14 protein-coding genes are annotated in these 16,751 nt (G+C 70.5%); 7 read left to right on the top strand and 7 right to left on the bottom strand.

Translation table 11 applies throughout. The features are described from left to right. The first annotated feature begins 73 nt into the window (after positions 1 to 73). Positions 74 to 1,102 (top strand): glycosyltransferase family 2 protein, encoded by a 1,029-nt coding sequence (locus ITP53_RS13075; RefSeq protein WP_195895634.1) that lies wholly within the window; start codon positions 74 to 76, stop codon positions 1,100 to 1,102. On the opposite strand, the gene ITP53_RS13070 is transcribed toward ITP53_RS13075, so the two are convergent. Together ITP53_RS13070 and ITP53_RS13065 are read right to left on the bottom strand one after the other, a co-directional pair. Continuing rightward, positions 1,089 to 2,825: a CDP-glycerol glycerophosphotransferase family protein gene (locus ITP53_RS13070; RefSeq protein ID WP_207755917.1), complete on the bottom strand. Its 1,737-nt coding sequence runs from the start codon at positions 2,823 to 2,825 to the stop codon at positions 1,089 to 1,091. The two genes, ITP53_RS13075 and ITP53_RS13070, sit on opposite strands and share 14 nt — an antisense overlap. Positions 2,826 to 2,851: 26 nt before the next feature. Next, positions 2,852 to 4,132, bottom strand: coding sequence for a bifunctional cytidylyltransferase/SDR family oxidoreductase (locus tag ITP53_RS13065; RefSeq protein WP_195895633.1), 1,281 nt, complete (start codon positions 4,130 to 4,132; stop codon positions 2,852 to 2,854). A 110-nt stretch (positions 4,133 to 4,242) separates the two neighbouring features. On the opposite strand from ITP53_RS13065, the gene ITP53_RS59195 reads away from it, so the two are divergent. The 6 genes from ITP53_RS59195 (at position 4,243) to ITP53_RS13035 (ending at position 9,987) form a co-directional block, all read left to right on the top strand. Further along, positions 4,243 to 5,658: a CDP-alcohol phosphatidyltransferase family protein gene (locus ITP53_RS59195; RefSeq protein WP_195895632.1), complete on the top strand. Its 1,416-nt coding sequence runs from the start codon at positions 4,243 to 4,245 to the stop codon at positions 5,656 to 5,658. A gap of 11 nt (positions 5,659 to 5,669) precedes the next feature. Further along, positions 5,670 to 6,278 carry a DUF5941 domain-containing protein gene (locus tag ITP53_RS59190; protein WP_207755916.1) on the top strand — a complete coding sequence of 203 codons (609 nt, stop codon included), beginning with the start codon at positions 5,670 to 5,672 and terminating at the stop codon, positions 6,276 to 6,278. A 75-nt stretch (positions 6,279 to 6,353) separates the two neighbouring features. Continuing rightward, positions 6,354 to 7,088, top strand: coding sequence for a phosphocholine cytidylyltransferase family protein (locus tag ITP53_RS13050; RefSeq protein WP_195895630.1), 735 nt, complete (start codon positions 6,354 to 6,356; stop codon positions 7,086 to 7,088). Between the two features lie 28 nt (positions 7,089 to 7,116). Further along, positions 7,117 to 8,157 (top strand): iron-containing alcohol dehydrogenase family protein, encoded by a 1,041-nt coding sequence (locus ITP53_RS13045; RefSeq protein ID WP_195895673.1) that lies wholly within the window; start codon positions 7,117 to 7,119, stop codon positions 8,155 to 8,157. Beyond that, positions 8,135 to 8,902 carry a CDP-alcohol phosphatidyltransferase family protein gene (locus tag ITP53_RS13040; RefSeq protein WP_195895629.1) on the top strand — a complete coding sequence of 256 codons (768 nt, stop codon included), beginning with the start codon at positions 8,135 to 8,137 and terminating at the stop codon, positions 8,900 to 8,902. Before ITP53_RS13045 ends, ITP53_RS13040 begins: the two co-directional genes overlap by 23 nt. Positions 8,903 to 9,102: 200 nt before the next feature. Next, entirely contained in the window at positions 9,103 to 9,987 is an 885-nt protein-coding gene (locus tag ITP53_RS13035; RefSeq protein ID WP_195895628.1) for a glycosyltransferase family 2 protein, read from the top strand. A gap of 106 nt (positions 9,988 to 10,093) precedes the next feature. On the opposite strand, the gene ITP53_RS13030 is transcribed toward ITP53_RS13035, so the two are convergent. The 5 genes from ITP53_RS13030 to ITP53_RS13010 all read right to left on the bottom strand — a co-directional run. Next, complete coding sequence (locus ITP53_RS13030; protein ID WP_195895627.1) at positions 10,094 to 10,807, bottom strand: acetoacetate decarboxylase family protein; 714 nt, start codon at positions 10,805 to 10,807, stop codon at positions 10,094 to 10,096. A gap of 66 nt (positions 10,808 to 10,873) precedes the next feature. Further along, positions 10,874 to 11,836 (bottom strand): glycosyltransferase, encoded by a 963-nt coding sequence (locus tag ITP53_RS13025; RefSeq protein ID WP_195895626.1) that lies wholly within the window; start codon positions 11,834 to 11,836, stop codon positions 10,874 to 10,876. Positions 11,837 to 11,892: 56 nt separating this feature from the next. Then, positions 11,893 to 13,338 carry an acyltransferase family protein gene (locus tag ITP53_RS13020; RefSeq protein ID WP_195895625.1) on the bottom strand — a complete coding sequence of 482 codons (1,446 nt, stop codon included), beginning with the start codon at positions 13,336 to 13,338 and terminating at the stop codon, positions 11,893 to 11,895. Positions 13,339 to 13,611: 273 nt separating this feature from the next. Further along, entirely contained in the window at positions 13,612 to 15,237 is a 1,626-nt protein-coding gene (locus tag ITP53_RS13015) for an LCP family protein (protein WP_195895624.1), read from the bottom strand. Between the two features lie 143 nt (positions 15,238 to 15,380). Then, on the bottom strand, positions 15,381 to 16,751 hold a 1,371-nt coding region (locus tag ITP53_RS13010), incomplete at its 5' end, for a hypothetical protein (protein ID WP_236050771.1).

Genomic DNA, 16,751 nt, shown 5'->3' with positions numbered 1-16,751 from the left:
CCCCTTCGCCACCCGGAGGATCGGGCGTTCGATTGCCCTCCTCCCCTGGTCGTACAGTAGCGTGAGCCCCGCCATGAAGCAGGTTCCCGACTCGCCGCACGCGCCCACGGAGACGCGCGGCCGGCCTCCCATCTCCGTCGTCATGCCGGTCCTCAACGAGGAGCGGCACCTCCGCGAGGCCGTCGACCAGGTCCTCGCCCAGAGCTACCCAGGCGAGATCGAAGTCGTGCTCGCCGTGGGTCCGTCCAAAGACCGCACCCAGGAGGTCGCCGACGCCATCGCGGCGGCCGACCGCCGGGTGACCGTGGTGCCCAACCCGACGGGCCGCACCCCCAACGCGCTCAACGCCGCCATCGCCGCGGCGCGCGGCGGCATCATCGCCCGGGTCGACGGGCACGCCATGCTTCCCCCCGACTACCTGCGGGTCGCCGTCGAGACGCTGGCGGAGACCGGCGCGGACAACGTGGGCGGCATCATGGCGGCCGAGGGCGTCACGCCGTTCGAGCAGGCCGTCGCCTGCGCCATGACGTCCAAGATCGGTGTGGGTGCCGCCGCGTTCCACGTGGGCGGCCAGGCGGGCCCGGCCGACACCGTCTACCTCGGGGTCTTCCGCCGCTCGGCGCTCGACCGGGTGGGCGGCTACGACGAGCACTTCCAGCGCGCCCAGGACTGGGAGATGAACCACCGCATCCGCCAGAGCGGCGGCGTGGTCTGGTTCCAGCCGCGCATGCGGGTCACCTACCGGCCGCGGCCTGACGTGAAGGCGCTGGCCAAGCAGTACTTCCACTACGGACGCTGGCGGCGGGTGGTCTCGCGCACCCATGAGGGCACGATCAACCTGCGATACCTGGCGCCGCCCGCAGCGGTGCTGGCCATGCTGCTCGGCCTGGTCGTCTCGCCGTTCCTCCCGCTCGGGCTGATCGTCCCAGGCGGCTACGCGCTGGCCATCGTGGCCGGCTCGGCGCTGACCGGCGGCGGGTTGCCGTTCGCGGCGCGGCTGCGGCTGCCGATCGTGTACGCCACCATGCACTGTGCCTGGGGCTGGGGCTTCCTCACGAGCCCGAAGAAGCTGGTCAGGCAAACCGGCGTCACGAGCGCGTGAACACCCGCTCCACCGCCGCGTCGAAGCGGGTCAGCGCGTCCGGATACTCCGGCCCGAACAAGTAGCTCCTGAGCTTGACCCTGGCCCGGGCCAGCGTGTCCTCCCCGTCGAGGAAGTTCGCGAGCCCGGCCAGGTCGGGCCCGAGCGCCACGCCCGCCTCGGCGCTCGGGTATCGCTCGTGGAAGGCCCGTTCCGGCATGCCGGCGACGTTCGTCACCGCGTACGGCTTCTCGCTGGCCAGGAAGTCGGCAACGACGCTGGAGATGTCGCTGATCAGCAGGTCGCACTGGTTGAAGCACTCGTACAGGGTGGGGCGGGGACCGGTGACGATCAGGTGCTCGATCCGCGGCGTCTCACCTGCCGCGCGCGACGGGTGCCTGGCCTTCGACTTGGCCAGCTCCAGCGCCTCGATCATGGCCACGATCCGCCGGTGCGCGCGCAGGGCGCTCTTGTCGCGGTGGCCGGTGAGCGGGTGCGGCTTGTAGATCACGCGCAGCGGGGGGTCGTGGTCGAGCAGCGCCCGTACGATGCGCGGGCCCATGGTGATCAGCGACGTGTGCATCAGGTCGTCGTTCCAGCCCTCCCACGTGGGGGCGTACAGCACGGTGGGGTACGGCAGCCCGGGCCCCTCCGTCGAGATGCCTTCGAGCTGCGGCCGGCCGACCTCGTGGATGTTCTCGTCCCTGACGCCCACCCGCGCGCGGCGGTAGCGGTCACGGCCTGCGGGACCGGCCACCCACACCTCGTCGTACACCCGGGAGAACGGATTGAACGACGCCTCCTTGTCGCTGTCGCCGTGGTTGAGGAACGCGCTGCGCAGGGTCGGGATGCGCAGCATGTGGACGTTCCTGCCGACGTTGGAGACGTACAGGCAGAGCTTGGCGCTGGACAGGGCGCGGAAGCTCATCAGGTCGGCCGACGAGGGGAAGCACACCATCGGCAGCGTCGTGGGCTCCAGGTGCGCGGCCATGCCGCGCTCGCGCAGCACCACGATGGCGCGCCGGCTGATGCGTTCGAGCGTGGGCAGCCACATCCTGGCCTGGTACGCGGCCGCGGTGGCCCCGGAGAAGTACAGGATGACCTCGGGACGGTAGGCCTTGACCTGCTCGCCCACGACCTCGATGACCCTGGCCTTGTCGGTGAGCGGGACGACCCGGCGGACGTACGGGAGGAGGGCGAGCGCGCCCGTGGCGCCGATCAGGAGGGCCAGGCCCGCGCCCACGGCGGCCACCACGGCGCCGGCGGCCGCGCCGAGCACCGGCAGCACGTCCAGGCAGAGGAAACGCACGCTGTGGGAGTCGCGCAGGAAGGGCGGCGGCAGCTTCGGGATGCGCAGCGCGGAGACGTCGAGGTTGCGGGTGGTGACCGGCATCATGCTGAGCGTCTGCCTGAGCCGCAGGGCCAGCCCGGTGTGCACGGCGCGCACCGCGTGGATGCCGAACAACCCTGCGGCCAGCGCCGCGAACCACGGCGAGTCCACCCCCGCCGTCCGCGCCACCAGCAGCAGCGCCGCCATCTCCCTTGCCGCGAACCGCAGTGTCAGCCCGAGGTGAACCTTGGAGAGCACCTCGGGCAGTTGTCTGACGACGCCCGCGGCCGCGTACTCGGCGGCGTAGGAGGTCGCGGCGATCAACCCGAACAGCGCCGGCGCCGGCCAGAGCGCCGACACCAGGAGTGCGGGGTAACAGCCGAGTAGCACCGCGATCACGATGAGTTTCCTCATGTGATCGCACGGTAACAACCGCCAGGTCAAGTACGGTCCACGCCAACGTCTATGACTTGCCCTGATAGGTCGGAGATGAGAATGTCCAGCGAGGTCTGAGCGACAGCGAGCGGAGACGCTCCGGTATCGATGCAGTTGACCCTGATGCCGTCGGCCGCCCATTCGCGGGCCAGCGCCCGGGTCAGCGCCACGACCGCGGCCCTGGCCGAGGCGTGCAGCGCGCCGGCGCCGTGCGGGAGCTGCAGCAGCAGGCTGCCGCGCAGGTGGGGGCGGGCGGCGCGGGCCACGTTGAGCGCGCCCAGGTGGCCGGTCCCGACCACCTCCGTGACGGTCTCGCCGGTGGCTTCGGCGAGCCGGCCGATGTGGCTCGCGCCCGCCGCGTTCACCACGTGGTCGACGCGGCCCACGCCCTCCAGCGCCTTCGCCACCGAGTCGTGGTCGTCGACCCGGACGCCGTCGGCCCTGGTGAAGGTGCGCACCCTGGCGCCGTACGCGGCGGCCTGGGCGGCTGTCTCGGCGCCGTGGTCGCCGAGTACGACGACGCTCCGCCCGTCGAGCGCCTTCCTGTCGCACTGGGGCACCTCGGCGGCGAGCTCGAAGAGCCGCTCGGCGATGTGCAGGTCGGCGGGGTGGGTGACCTTGATGTTGTGCTCGCTGCCCGGCACCAGGTGGATGGGCACCTCAGGCAGGTAACGCAGCACCACGCCGCAGTCGTCGGTCGCGGGGAGGCCGGCGAAGCCGGGGTCGGCCAGCGCCCGTTCGTAGGCCTCCCTGATCACCGACAGCCGGAAGCACTGCGGCGTCTGGCTGCGCCGCAGCCGCGACCGGTCCAGCACCTCGCCGATGATCTCGCCGTCCGGCGCGGGGGCCGCCACCAGGACCGTGTCCGAGCTCGGAATCGCCACGTTGACCGCCGAGTGCCGCTCGAGCGCCCTGACACACTCCGTGATGATCCGGGGCTCCAGGAGCGGGCGTACGGCGTCGTGCAGCAGCACGTCGCACTCCTCCGTGCCCAGCGCCCGCAGCGCCCGCCAGGTGCTCTCGGTACGGCTCGCGCCCCCGTCCACGATCTGGCTGACCTTGTCGTAACCGCCCCTGGTCACGATGTCGCGCACCTCGCCGGAGTATCCGGGGGTGATCAGCACCACGATCTCGTCGATCTCCGGCGCGCCCTGGAACACCGCCAGGGAGTGCTCGATGATCGTCCGCCCGGCGACCTCGATGAGCTGTTTCGGCGTGTCCAGCCCGACTCGCCGCCCCACGCCGCCCGCCAGAAGCACCCCAACCGCACGCAGCCGTGAATCCATACCGCGAGCGTAACGTCCTCTTCCGTGATATCGCGTTGACCTGTCGCTACGCTGTGGCTACGCACCCCCAAGTCCACGCACTCCCGTCCGACCGGGAGGAGACCTGCGCTTTGCCCGACTCACTGACCCGCGACACCACGACCACCTCGGTCGTGCTGCTCGCCACGACCCCGGCCTGCAGGCTCTCCTGCGCCGACGGCACGCTGCTCGACCGGATCGGCGGGCAGCTCGCCGCGCTGCCCGTGCGCGACGTCCAGGTGGTGACGCCGGGCGGCGGCCTCGGAGCCGACCTCCGGGGGGTGGCCAAGATCACGAGGACCGCCGCGGGCGCGGTGGTCGTGCTGCCCGCCGACCTCGTGGCCCACACCGAGGCGCTCGCCCTGCTGGTCGAGCACCCGGCGCACGACACCGGCGCGCTGGTCTCCCACGACTCGTCCGCCGGGCCCATGCGGCCGCCCGTACGCGTCGAAGGCGGCAAGATCGTCGCCGCGGGCAGCTCGTTCCACCTCGTTCCCGAGGCGAACGCCACGTTCAGGGGCGTGCTCCAGGCCGGGGAGGCGGACCTGAGCTCGCTGGCCGACCTCGCGGAGGAGCTGGCCGAGCTGGCCGACACGGGCAAGCTCGGCCCCGTCACCCCGGTCGAGGCGGTCGACCTGCTGCTCGTCGGGCTGGTCAGGGCGGGTGCGGCGGTGCGGGCGACCTCGATCGGGCCGCTGCACGCCGACCGGGTGACCGGCCAGCACGCCGCCGACACCGCACTCACCAGGCTGGCCGACGTCGACGAGGCCCAGGTCAGGCTCGACACCTCCGTCAAGGACAACGACGGCTTCTTCGCCACCTACTTCGTCTCCTCGTGGTCCCGCCACCTGATCAGACCGGCGGCCAGGCTCAAGCTCACCCCCAACACCGTCACCGGCGTCTCCATCGGGCTGGCGCTGCTGGCGGCCGTCTGGTTCTCCGCGGGCACCCAGGGCGGGCGGCTGGCCGGGGCGCTGCTGCTCTACCTGTCGTTCACGCTCGACTGCCTCGACGGGCAGCTCGCCCGCTACACCCGTACGTTCTCGCCGCTCGGCGCGTGGGCCGACGGCATGTCCGACCGGCTGAAGGAGTACGCGGTCTACGTCGGCCTCGCCTTCGGCTTCGGCGGTCCTGACATCTGGCCTCTCGCCGTGGCGGCGATGATCCTCCAGGCCGTCCGGCACGCCCTCGACTTCTCGTACGCCGGCGCCGTCACCGACGCCGCCCGCGTCGGCGCCACGTGGGGCCGCCCGGCCCGCTCCCTGCTGGAGTCCGCCGACGCCAGGCACGCGCCTGCCGTGCTCAGGCTCGCGCGGCGCTTGGAGCGTGACACGGTCACCCGCTGGCTCAAGAAGATGATCGTGCTGCCCATCGGCGAGCGGACGGCGCTGATCGCCGTCACCGCCGCCGGCTGGAACGCCAGGGTGACGTTCCTGAGCCTGCTCTGCTGGGGCGGTGTGGCGGCCCTCTACCAGTTGGCCGGACGGATCGTGAGGTCAGCACGGTGATTTCGGTTCATATGACACCCGTCCCAGGCAGCACCGTCGTGGCCTACCGCGACGACGGGCCGCTCTCGCGCGCCATGGGCCTCCTCGTGGCCGGGCAGCTCCCGCCGCTGCCGCCGGTGATCGCGGGCACGTTCGTCACCGGCGTGCTGCTGGTGCTCGGCGTGGCGGGGACGGACGGGCTCGCGGTGTTCGCGCCCGCCGTGACGCTGCTGCTGGCCGGGCCGGGCAGCAGCCACTCGCACGACGGCAGGGTCGACTGGCTCGTGCCGCCGATCCTGCGCCTCATCGAGTACACCTTCGTCGCGGCGTGCGGGTTCGCCCACGAGGTGCATCCCGTGCTGATCTTCCTGCTGCTCGGCGCGCTGGCCTTCCACCACTACGATCTCGTCTACCGGCTGCGCCAGCACGTCTACCCGCCGCCGTGGCTGGGCTCGCTCGGCCTCGGGTGGGACGGGCGGATGATGGCGGTCTCGCTGGTCGCGCTCTCGGGCTGGATGACCGGGGGCTACGTCGTGCTCGCGCTCTACCTGTGGGGGCTGTTCGGGTGGGAGAGCCTGACCTGCTGGCTGGCCGCGCCCCGATCCGGGGCCCAGGCGGCCGAGGCGGGAACGCAAGACTAACGGCGGATTACCCGCAGAGGTGCGAAAGGGAACTACCCTTTGGGCCTACAGACCTGCTCGACTGAGGAGTGCACGTTGCTGGGAATGGTTCTGGCCGCTGGGGCCGGACGACGCCTGCGGCCGTACACCGACACGCTGCCCAAGGCGCTCGTGCCGGTTGACGGCGAAACCACGATCATGGACATCTCGCTGCGCAATCTGGCCGAGGTGGATCTGCGGGAGGTCGTGGTCATCGTCGGTTACGCGGCCGAGGCCGTACACGAGCGCAAGGACGACCTGGAGCAGCGGCACGGCGTCAAGCTCACCCTCGTGCACAACGACAAGGCCGAGGAGTGGAACAACGCCTACTCCCTGTGGTGCGCCCGCGACTACTTCGCCCAGGGCGCGCTGCTGGTCAACGGCGACACCGTGCACCCGGTCTCGGTCGAGAAGACGCTGCTGTCCGCCCCCGAGACGAGCGACATCCTGCTCGCCGTCGACGACGTGAAGAAGCTCGCCGACGAGGAGATGAAGGTCACGCTCTCGCCCGAGGGCGCGCTGCGGCGCATCACCAAGCTCATGGAGCCGGCCGACGCCTACGGCGAGTACATCGGCGCCACGCTGATCAGGCCGGGCGCCGCCGACCGGCTGGCCGACGCGCTGAAGGCCACGTTCGAGCGCGACCCGCAGCTCTACTACGAGGACGGCTACCAGGAGATGGTCGAGCGTGGCGAGCTGATCCACGCCGCGCCCATCGGCGAGGTCGACTGGGTCGAGGTGGACAACCACGATGACCTGGCCAAGGCTCGTACCATAGCCGTTCGCTACTGAGGGGGCGCGCATGCCGCTTCTCGCCAGAATGCTGCCGGCGCCCCTGACGATGGATGTCAGGCGCGGCGCGGTGGCGGAGCTGGGCGCCCTGCTGGCCGACAGCCGCGTGGCGACCTCCGGCAGGGTCGCCGTGGCCGTCGGGCCCGGCCAGGGCGACCACATCGAGAGCCTGATCGCGCCCACGCTGGGCGAGGCCGAGGTGTTCAGGGTGGCCGACGGGACGGTCGACGCGGCCGTCTCACTCGGCGCCGACCTGCGCAAGGGCGCCTATGAAGTGGTGGTGGGCGTCGGCGGCGGCAAGACCATCGACGCCACCAAGTACGCCGCCTCCCTCGCGGGCATCCCCATGGTCGCGGTGGCCACCAACCTCTCCCACGACGGCATCTGCTCACCCACCGCCTCCCTCGTGTACGAAGGCGGCAAGGGCACGTTCGGTGTGCCGATGCCACTGGCGATCCTGGTCGACCTGGACTTCGTGCACAACGCCCCCCAGACCCTCGTCAGGGCGGGCGTGGGCGACGTGGTCAGCAACCTGTCGGCCATCGAGGACTGGCAGCTCGGCAACGTCGAGCGCGGCGAGCCCATCGACGGGCTGGCCTGCTCGATGGCCCGCACCGCCGCCGAGGCGCTGATCGGGCGCAAGGACTCCATCGAGTCCGACGCGTTCCTGACCGTGCTCGCCGAATCCCTCATCCTGTCCGGCATGTCGATGGTGGTCGCGGGGTCATCACGGCCCGCGAGTGGCGGGGACCATGAGATCCTTCATGCCGTGGATCAGCTTTTCCCCGGCACCTCCAACCACGGCGAGCTCGCCGGGATCGGTGCCGCCTTCTGCTTCTTCCTGAGGGAGGACGCGGCCCGGGTCGAGCAGGTCGTGGACTGCCTGCGCAGGCACGAGTTGCCCGTCGTGCCCGCCGACATCGGGCTGAGCGGCGAGCAGTTCGCCGAGGTGGTCGCGCTCGCGCCCGCCACCAGGCCAGGCCGCTACACGATCCTGGAGCACCTGCGCATGCAGGACTCCGAGATCCGCGATCGAGTGGGGGACTATGTCCGCGCCTTCGGTCGCTGAGCTGCGCCGGGTGGCCCAGCCCGCGGGCCACCTCGAGCGCAGGAACGGCGAGCACTGGGCGGGTGTGCTCTACATGCGCCGGATGTCCATCTACGTCACGTGGGCGATGACCAAGACGTCCGTCACGCCCAACCAGCTCACGTGGGTGATGACGGTGGCCGGGATCGTGGCCGGCGTCGTGCTGGCCGTGCCCGGGCTCTGGGCGGCGGTGCTGGCGGCGGTGCTCGTACAGGTCTATCTGCTGCTGGACTGCTCCGACGGCGAGCTGGCCCGCTGGACCGGGAAGACCTCGCTGACCGGCGTCTACCTCGATCGCGTCGGTGCCTACTTCGCCGAGGCCGCGCTGCTGATCGGCCTGGGTTTCCGCGTCTCGGTGGTCATGCCGGACTGGTATACCGTGCTGGGTTTCGCCGCCGCGCTCGGCGCGATCCTCATCAAGGCGGAGACCGACCTCGTGGACGTGGCGCGGGCCAAGGGCGGCCTGCCCACCGCCTCCGAGGCGTCCGGGGGGCAGTTCAGCTCCGGGCTGCTGGGGCTGGGCAGACGGGTGCTGGCGGCGACGAGGTTCCACCGGATCGTGCAGCCGATCGAGTTGTCCCTGCTCGCGCTGGCGACCGCGGTGATCGACGCGGTGATGGGCGTTCTCACGGCCTCACAGGTGCTGCTGATCGCCGCTTTCGCCGCGGCCTGCCTCCAGGTTGTCCTGCATTTGGTAAGCATTCTGGCATCGAGACGACTTACGTGATCTCATGTCGGAACCGGAGGCGGCCCCCGTCCGTCGTATAGATCGGACGTCCGCCGTTCGGTGGGGGTTCACTGTCGGTTCCGATACGCTTAGCTCCCGTGCTCTAGTTATCCCACCCTTCCCAATATGCAGACCAGCAGACTCGGTGATCATGAAAGAATGCTCCGCCCGTGCTCTCAACGCGTCAGGACGATGATTCGTTGAAGATCTCGTGCGTCATCCTCACCATGGGCAACCGGGTCGCGGAGCTGAACCGGGCGGTCGAGTCCGCGCTCAACCAGGTCGACGGCGACGTCGAGGTGGTGATCGTGGGCAACGGCGCCGACGTGCCCGGGGTGTCGGCGACGCCACCCGAGGGCTCGGCCGCGGTCGTGAAATCGATCCGGCTCGACCAGAACACCGGCATCCCCGCAGGCCGTAATCGCGGCGTGGAGGAGTGCTCGGGCGACGTCGTGCTGTTCCTCGACGACGACGGCTGGTACGCCAGCCAGAAGGTCGTCGCCCACGTGCGCGACCGTTTCGCCACCGAGCCCGACCTCGCGGTGATCTCCTTCCGGGTGATGGACCCAGACGGCGGCACGGGCCAGCGGCGCCACGTGCCCCGCCTACGCGCGGGCGACCCGCAGCGCTCCTCCCCGGTCACGACGTTCCTCGGCGGCGCCTCGGCCATCAGACGGTCGGCGTTCCTCCAGGTGGGCGGCCTGCCTGAGCGGTTCTTCTACGCACACGAGGAGACCGACCTGGCCTGGCGGCTGCTGGGGGAGGGCTACCGGATCGAATACGACGCCGAGACGGTGATGTACCACCCGCAGGTCCCGCCGACCAGGCACACCGAGTTCTACCGGCTCAACGCCCGCAACCGGGTCTGGCTGGCCCGGCGCAACCTGCCGTGGCCGCTGGCGTTCCTCTACCTGACCAACTGGGTCGTGCTCACCATCGTCCGCGAACGGGCCTCAGGAGGCGCGCTCAAGGCGTGGTTCTCCGGCTTCTTCGAGGGGTTGCGCACGCCCGCGGGCGAGCGGCGTCCCATGGCCTGGCGCACCGCCTGGCGCATGGTCAAGCTCGGCCGCCCCCCGATCGTCTGAGCCGTCGCCCCGACCGTCTGAGCCGCCCCGACTGTCTGAGCCGCCGCCCCGACTGTCTGAGCCCTCGCCCGCGATCGTCTGAGCCGCCGCCTCTGATCAGGTGAGCTCAGGCCTCCCGTGCCGCGCCGATGAGGAGCTCGGCGTGCGAGGCGGTCGTGCTGAACATCGCCCGCCTGGGCAGGCCCAGCTCGCTCAGCTCCTTGGCGATGGGGTGGTTGCCCAGGCGGATCAGCGCGCCGCCGGCGCGCATCCTGGCGCCGCGGACGCGTACGGACCAGGGGACCCGCCGCGTGACCCCGTCCCGGTGGGTGTAGGCGTCCGGCGGGGCCATGAGCGTGGCGCCAGGCACGGGCACGCCGGGTTTGATCAGCATGTCGAGCACGAGCCGGCCGTCCTTGCGCAGGACGCACCGCTTGTACGGTGATCCCAGCCGCAGCTCGATGTCCGCCAGCTCCTTCGGGAACCCCCACAAGAACCGCCCGGCCTCCAGCGTGAACGCCTGGTCCACCGGCAGCCAGTGCACGAAGAACCCCGCCTGCCGCAGATCAGCCGGTCTCGCGCAGCCGGACGCCCCAGGAGGGCGTACCAGGAAGCCCATGCCGAACTCGTGGTAGGCGTCGAGGTCGCCGTCGCGGTAGTCGACGAACAGCAGCGCGCAGACGGCCTTGCCGGGCAGGATCTCCGCCACGTCGAGGCCGGAGTACGCGATCACCGCCCTGGCGGCGTCGGCACGCACCGGGTAGCAGGCGCCGCCCACCTCGGCGTCCCTCACCCGCACGGGCATGCCCACCGTCCGGCCCTGGATCAGATGCGATGCCATGCTCCCAGTACATCAACCCCGGAGACGTGTGACCATTCCCGCCCGGGTGTGGTCGCCGACCCCTCCTCAGACGGCCAGGGCGTGGGCGGTCAGGCCCGCCCACGACTCGGCGCGGCGGACGAAGTCCTCGGCGTGGTCGGGCCAGTGGTGGCGCAGACGGGCCTGTGCGTGGCCCAGCGCGCCCAGCTCGGCCCGCCGTACCGGATTCTCCTTCAGGTCCAGTACGGCGTTCAGCACGGCGTCCACGTCCAGCGGCACCACCACCCCGCAGCCGGCCTCCTCCACCAGCGAGGCGCCCTGTGGCGTGGTGATCACCGGCAGCCCGCGGCCCATGTAGTCCATGATCTTGGTCGGCGGGGTCCGTACGGTGTCATCCGCCAGCGAGAGGCCCGCCAGGGCGCCCTCGGCCATGCGCAGCGCGTGGCGGTTGGGCACGTACCCGAACCAGTCGAGGAGCCCCACCCGCTGCGCGTCCCGCAGGAGCGGGCGCGCCTCGCGGGTCGCGGCCCCGATCAGGTCCAGCCTGATGCCGTACGACGCCAGCCGCCCGGCTAGGCCGATCAGCTCCGACACGCCGCGCTCGGCGGAGAGGCGGCCGATGTGCACGACCCTGGTGTCGCCGGGCGGCGGCGGGCGGTCGGACACCTGGGTCGCCTCTGGCACCACCGCGGGCGTGATCACCTGGTGGCGTCGTCCCGCGCGGGCCAGTTGCCTGGGCGTGGCCTCGTCACGCGAGTCCCAGACGACCGGAGGCCGCCGGTGCGGCAGCGCGTGCAGCAGCCGGTGGTCGTGGACGATGAGCAGGTCCGCGTCCCGCACGCCGCGCCTGAGCGCGCCGCGCGCCCGGCCGTACGTGGCGTGGCGGGCCACGTCGATCGGCGTGAGGCCCATGGCAGGGGTCACGTTGAAGTAGGTGAACGGCGCGACGTAGGTCACCTCGTGGCCCGCGTCGAGCAGCGCCCTGATCTGCCTGTGCATGATCCGGGCGTCCTCGGGATGATGGACGGTCGTGGCGACACATGCGCGCATGTGTCGATGCTCCGCGCCTACCAGGTCAAAGGCGTTAATCCTGGCCGAACGGCCGCTTAACTTCGCGAGGGGCGACGATAGAGCCAGACCAGTCGGGGCTCCAGGACCCACTTGAAGACCGTACGGGTCTCCGGCAGGCACAGGACGATCGCCAGCGCGAAGCAGGAGAAGCTGATCGCCAGCACGCCGAGCGGCCCGTGCAGCCACGGGAACTCCAGCCAGCCCTGGTCCTTGGCGATCAGCACGGGGATGCCGTGCAGCAGGTAGCAGTAGAGGGTGCGGGTGCCGAGGTCGGTGAACCACGTCTCACGCCTGGGCACCAGCGCCAGCACGGCGAGGCACATGGCCAGCCCGCACACCAGCAACCCGATGCGCACGCCCAGGCCCATGTACCAGGACAGGTCGAGTTTCTCGTAGCTGCCCTTGTAGTAGAAGGGGGCGAGCTTGGTCCTGGGGGCGACATAGATCGCCACGGCGGCGGCGCAGAGGATCGTGACCACCGAGGCGATCTTGATCCACCGTCGGTTGAGCTGCTCGAAATGCTCGGGCTGCATGACCAGGCCGATCACGAAGAACGGCAGGAGCCCGAAGAAGCGGTCCATGCTGAAGTCGCCGGAGATCTCCGAGAAGCCGGCGAACAGGTAGATGGCGATGGCCACCGGGACCGGATATTTCATCCGCTTCCACACCGGTGTGGACAGCCGCCAGAACAGCAGCGCCAGCAGATACCAGTTGAGCCACGCCGGGTCGATGATCGTCAGGCTCCACTTCTGGCCCAGCGCGAACCGGAGTGCGGCGTAGCCGACCTCGACGATCACGTAGGGGACGAGGAACGTGTCGACCAGTTTGTTGGTCTTGGCGTTGGAGTTCCAGAAATTTCTGGACAGGTAGCCGCTGATCAGCACGAACAGCGGCATGTGGAAGGTGTAGATGAAGACGTAGAGGGACCTGGAGGAGTCGGCCGACAGCGTCGGCACCAGGGAGTGGCCGATCGGCACGAGCGCGATCAGGATGAACTTGACGTTGTCGAGGAACGGGTCGCGCTTGCGCTTGGGCGGCCCGGCCTCCGGCTGGGGCTCGGGCCGAACCTGGGACCCCTCGCCGGCCCGGTCGGAACCGGCCTGCTGACTGCTCTGGCCGGTCGGCTGACCGGCGGTGGCCGTACGCGGCTCCTGCTGCCCGCCCGGTGCGACCTTTTGCGGCCCCTCCGGCCCGCCTGGCGCGAGCTTTCGCGGTCCCTCCGGCGCTCCCGGCGCGAGCCCGGGTGGCCCGTCCGGCGGGTCAGGTGCGAACCCGCGCGGCCCCTCCGGCCCGCCTGGCGCGAGCTTTCGCGGTCCCTCCGGCGCTCCCGGCGCGAGCCCTTGTGGCCCCTCCGGCGTGTCTGGGGCGGGCCCTTGAGGTCGGGCCGGCCCGGTCTGTGTGCGCCCCTGCGGATCGGTCTGCTCGCCGGGGAGTACGCCATGAGGGTCGGTCTGCTCGCTCCAGAAGCTCTCCTCCGGCAACGGCCACCGCGCTCCCGTGTTGGCGGGACCGCCTTCCTCGCTGGAGCCCCCTGGGCTTCGCGGGGTGGCCGGTCGGGAAGATCTGGTGTCAGACACGGGGGAGTCGCTCAGCTTCGATAGGGGCCGGGGAAACACGACGGCAACATGACTTGACTACCGGATTACGGCCAGGTGTCGCGCTGCGTCGCCGACCCGCAACACACTATCCCGCTCTCGCGGGTCCTGTCTCACGCGGACGCGGCGCAGTCCCGGTTACACAGGGAACTCGCAGCCTCAGGTGCAGACGTTCTTCTGCTCGGAGGCGGTGATGGTGCTCTCCTTCACACTGTCGGGCAGCTCGGTGATCTTCACCGACTTGAAGTCCTCGCCGACGACGAGCTGCATCACCGGAGTGCCCTTGAGCGCGGCTCCCGTGGGGGCGGTCGCGGACGTGTACGGCTGCGCGTTGGTCGCCGCGACCTTGCCCGCCGCGGGCGCCGGCTTGGGCAGGACCGCCCCGGCCAGCGCGTCGGCGTGATCGGGCGCCGAGGTGATCGTCTTGGCGTAGTGGACCTCGGTCTTCGCCAGGCTCCCGCCGTCCGTGGACGTGTAGTTGCCCACGCCGGTCACGTTGAAGCCCTGCTTGGCGAGCTGGTCGGCGACCTCGCGGGCCTTGCCGAAGGTCGTGGTGCCGTTGAGCACCTGGACCCTGACCTGCTCGGGCTTGACGGTGACCTTGGGCTTGGCACTCGTGCCGGCGCTGGGGGTGGCCGAAGGGGTCGCCACCTCGGTGTCTGTCTTGATCGCGGTGAACAGCTCGGTGGCGTCGGGCTCCCGCCAGACCACGCGGTTCTTGTCCGCGGGGTCCTCGCCCCACGGCACCGTGGTGAACTGGACGCCGCCCGCCGTCAGCTCCCTGGCGCTCATGGCGATCTGGATGAGCTGCTCGGTGTTGTTGGCCAGATCGGGGTCCATGGTCACCGAGCCGGCCGCGGCCGCGATGAAGTCTCTCAGCTTGCCGGGGTCGGTGAGCAACTCGCCGCTGGTGGCCTTGGAGACGACCTTGCTGAGGAAGATCTGCTGGCGCTTGATGCGCTGGATGTCGCTGCCGTCGCCGTATTTGCGCAGGCGTACGTAGCCGAGGGCCTTCTCGCCGTTGAGCAGGCTTTTGCCCGGGGGCAGGACCAGCTTGGAATCCTTGTCGTTGACCCCGGACTTCAGGCAGATCTCGATGCCGCCGAGCGCGTCGACGATGTTCTTGAACCCGCTGAAGTCGATCTCGACGAAGTGGTTGATGCGGATGTCGGTGAGCGTCTCGATCGTGGAGATCGTGCAGGCGATCCCGCCGGAGTTGTACGCCGAGTTGATCATGTCCCGGCGCGGGGGCATCTCCTGCTTGGTGGCCTCGTTCTTGCACTTGGGGATCTGCACCATCGAGTCGCGCGGGAAGCTGATCAGGCGCGCCTTGTCCCGGTTGGGGGAGATGTGCATGAGGATGATCGTGTCGGTACGTTTGCCGCCCGCGTCCGCCTGCCTGGCCAGCTCCTGCCCGTACCTCGCGTTGCCGTCGCCCGCCCGGGTGTCGGAGCCGACCAGCAGCACGTTGAGCGCGCCGGTGTCCAGCGGGCGCGGGTTGATGATGTCTTCCTTGACGCTCTTCTGCTTGATGTTGCCGAAGGTGTCGCGGAAGACCACATATCCGGTCAGCGTGCCCGCGACCATGAGTGACGTGACGCCGATGCTGACCCAGGCCAGCGCCCGCATCTTGCGGTCGCCGCCGCCACCGCCGCGGTGGCTGCGCGGTGGACGGTCGCCGGGCGGGGGCGGCGCGGCGGCCGCGGTCCTGCGGGCCATCCGGCTGCCTGGCTCGGTCTGGGCGACCCCGCGGTCCTGCGTGGACACGCTCCTGTAGTCACTCATACGTCCCCTAGCCTCGTACCTCGCGCCATGGCGCAGGCTTGGTCGCTCCGCGCCACGAGACTAGGTCACGTCCGGCGTGCCAGGTGGCCCGACCGCCGGAAACGGCCGTGACCCGGGCGTGATGTTTCCGCGGCACAGCATACTCAGAGCCGGACATTAGGTGGAATATCATCGCCAAACTCTTTCAGCCTCCGGTTGCTCCCTGACCGGCTTCGCTGGGCGTTCCCGATGCTCAGGGCCGCCGCCAAGCAGGCCAGGGGTACGGCCGGCAACACGTACCGGTAGTCGAACTCCGCCGCGGCGGCCGGTGTGACCAGTAGCACAACGGCCACTGACCAGGGCACCAGCCAGGCCTGAGGGCCCGCGCCGCGTCGTCCTCGTCGCCTGCGCGCGATCGCCGCCACCGGCGGCACCAGCAGGACTCCCAGGAGCACCGGGCCGGGCAGCCGCGCCATGCTCTGGTAGGCCCGCAGCCATCCGGCGTAAGGCTCGACGATCTTCGTGTCGATCGCACCCTGCTCATAGAGCTTGGCATACTCGGCGCCGACCTGCGCGGGATAGCGGCCAGGTGGTCCGGGAGGCGTCACCGGGAACTGGTAGTAGCCGTAGACCTCGGGGTCGGGATAGACGGGGCGGTCCCAGGTGAACGTACGGCCCAGCTCGGTCAGCACCGAGGCGGCGTAGTCGAGCGGCTGCGTGGTGATCGCCAGCGTCGCGAACCTGGCCGCCAGGTCGTCGTTCTCCTTCGTGAAGGTGATCCCCGGCTGGAGCACCAGGGGCGCGTCCTTCGCCCAGATGTAATCCTGCGACGGCGGGCGCTGGTCCGGCGGGCGCGGGTCGCACAGGACGCGCAGGTCTGGTGGCGGGTTCATCTTGGCGCAGTCGGCGAACGACATCGTGCGGGCGTACAGGAAGGCGCCGTTCGCGCCCACGATGCCGACGCGCTGGTAGGTGGCGTAGAACCAGGCGCCGTACGCGACGACCGGCACCAGGGCGGCCGCCACCAGCACCCCGGCCAGTCCGACCCTCCTGCGCAGCACGAACCAGGCCGCGAACACGACGATGAGCGGCTGACCGACGGTCCTGGTGAGCGTGGCGGCGGCCAGCGACAGCCCGATGGCGGCGACCGTGGCCGGCCGCCGCGTCATGCACAGCGCCACGGCCGCCACCACCACGAACATGAACAGAGTGTCGGAGATCAGCAGGTGCTCCAGCTCGACCTGGTACGCGTCGAGCAGCACGGGCACCGTCGCCAGCGTCGCGGCCCACTTCGGTGCGGACGCCCGGCGCGCCACCCAGTAGATGATCGCGCCGGTGGCCAGGCCCAGGAGGTGCTGCACGGCCGTGACCACACCGAAGCTGTGGAACGGCTCCAGCAGCTTGAGGAACATCGAGTAGCCGGCCGGTCGTACGAGGTCGGGGCGCGGCTTGAACACGGTGACCACGTAGGTATAGGTGTCCGGAAACCACAGCGCAGGCCGATACCCCAACATCGCCAGCCCCCGCAGGACCGC

Origin of the sequence: Nonomuraea cypriaca (genome assembly GCF_015645445.1) — a bacterium.
Lineage (GTDB): Bacteria > Actinomycetota > Actinomycetes > Streptosporangiales > Streptosporangiaceae > Nonomuraea > Nonomuraea cypriaca.
The sequence above is the reverse complement of the archived record's forward strand: the minus strand, read 5'-3'. Positions and strand labels throughout refer to the sequence as shown.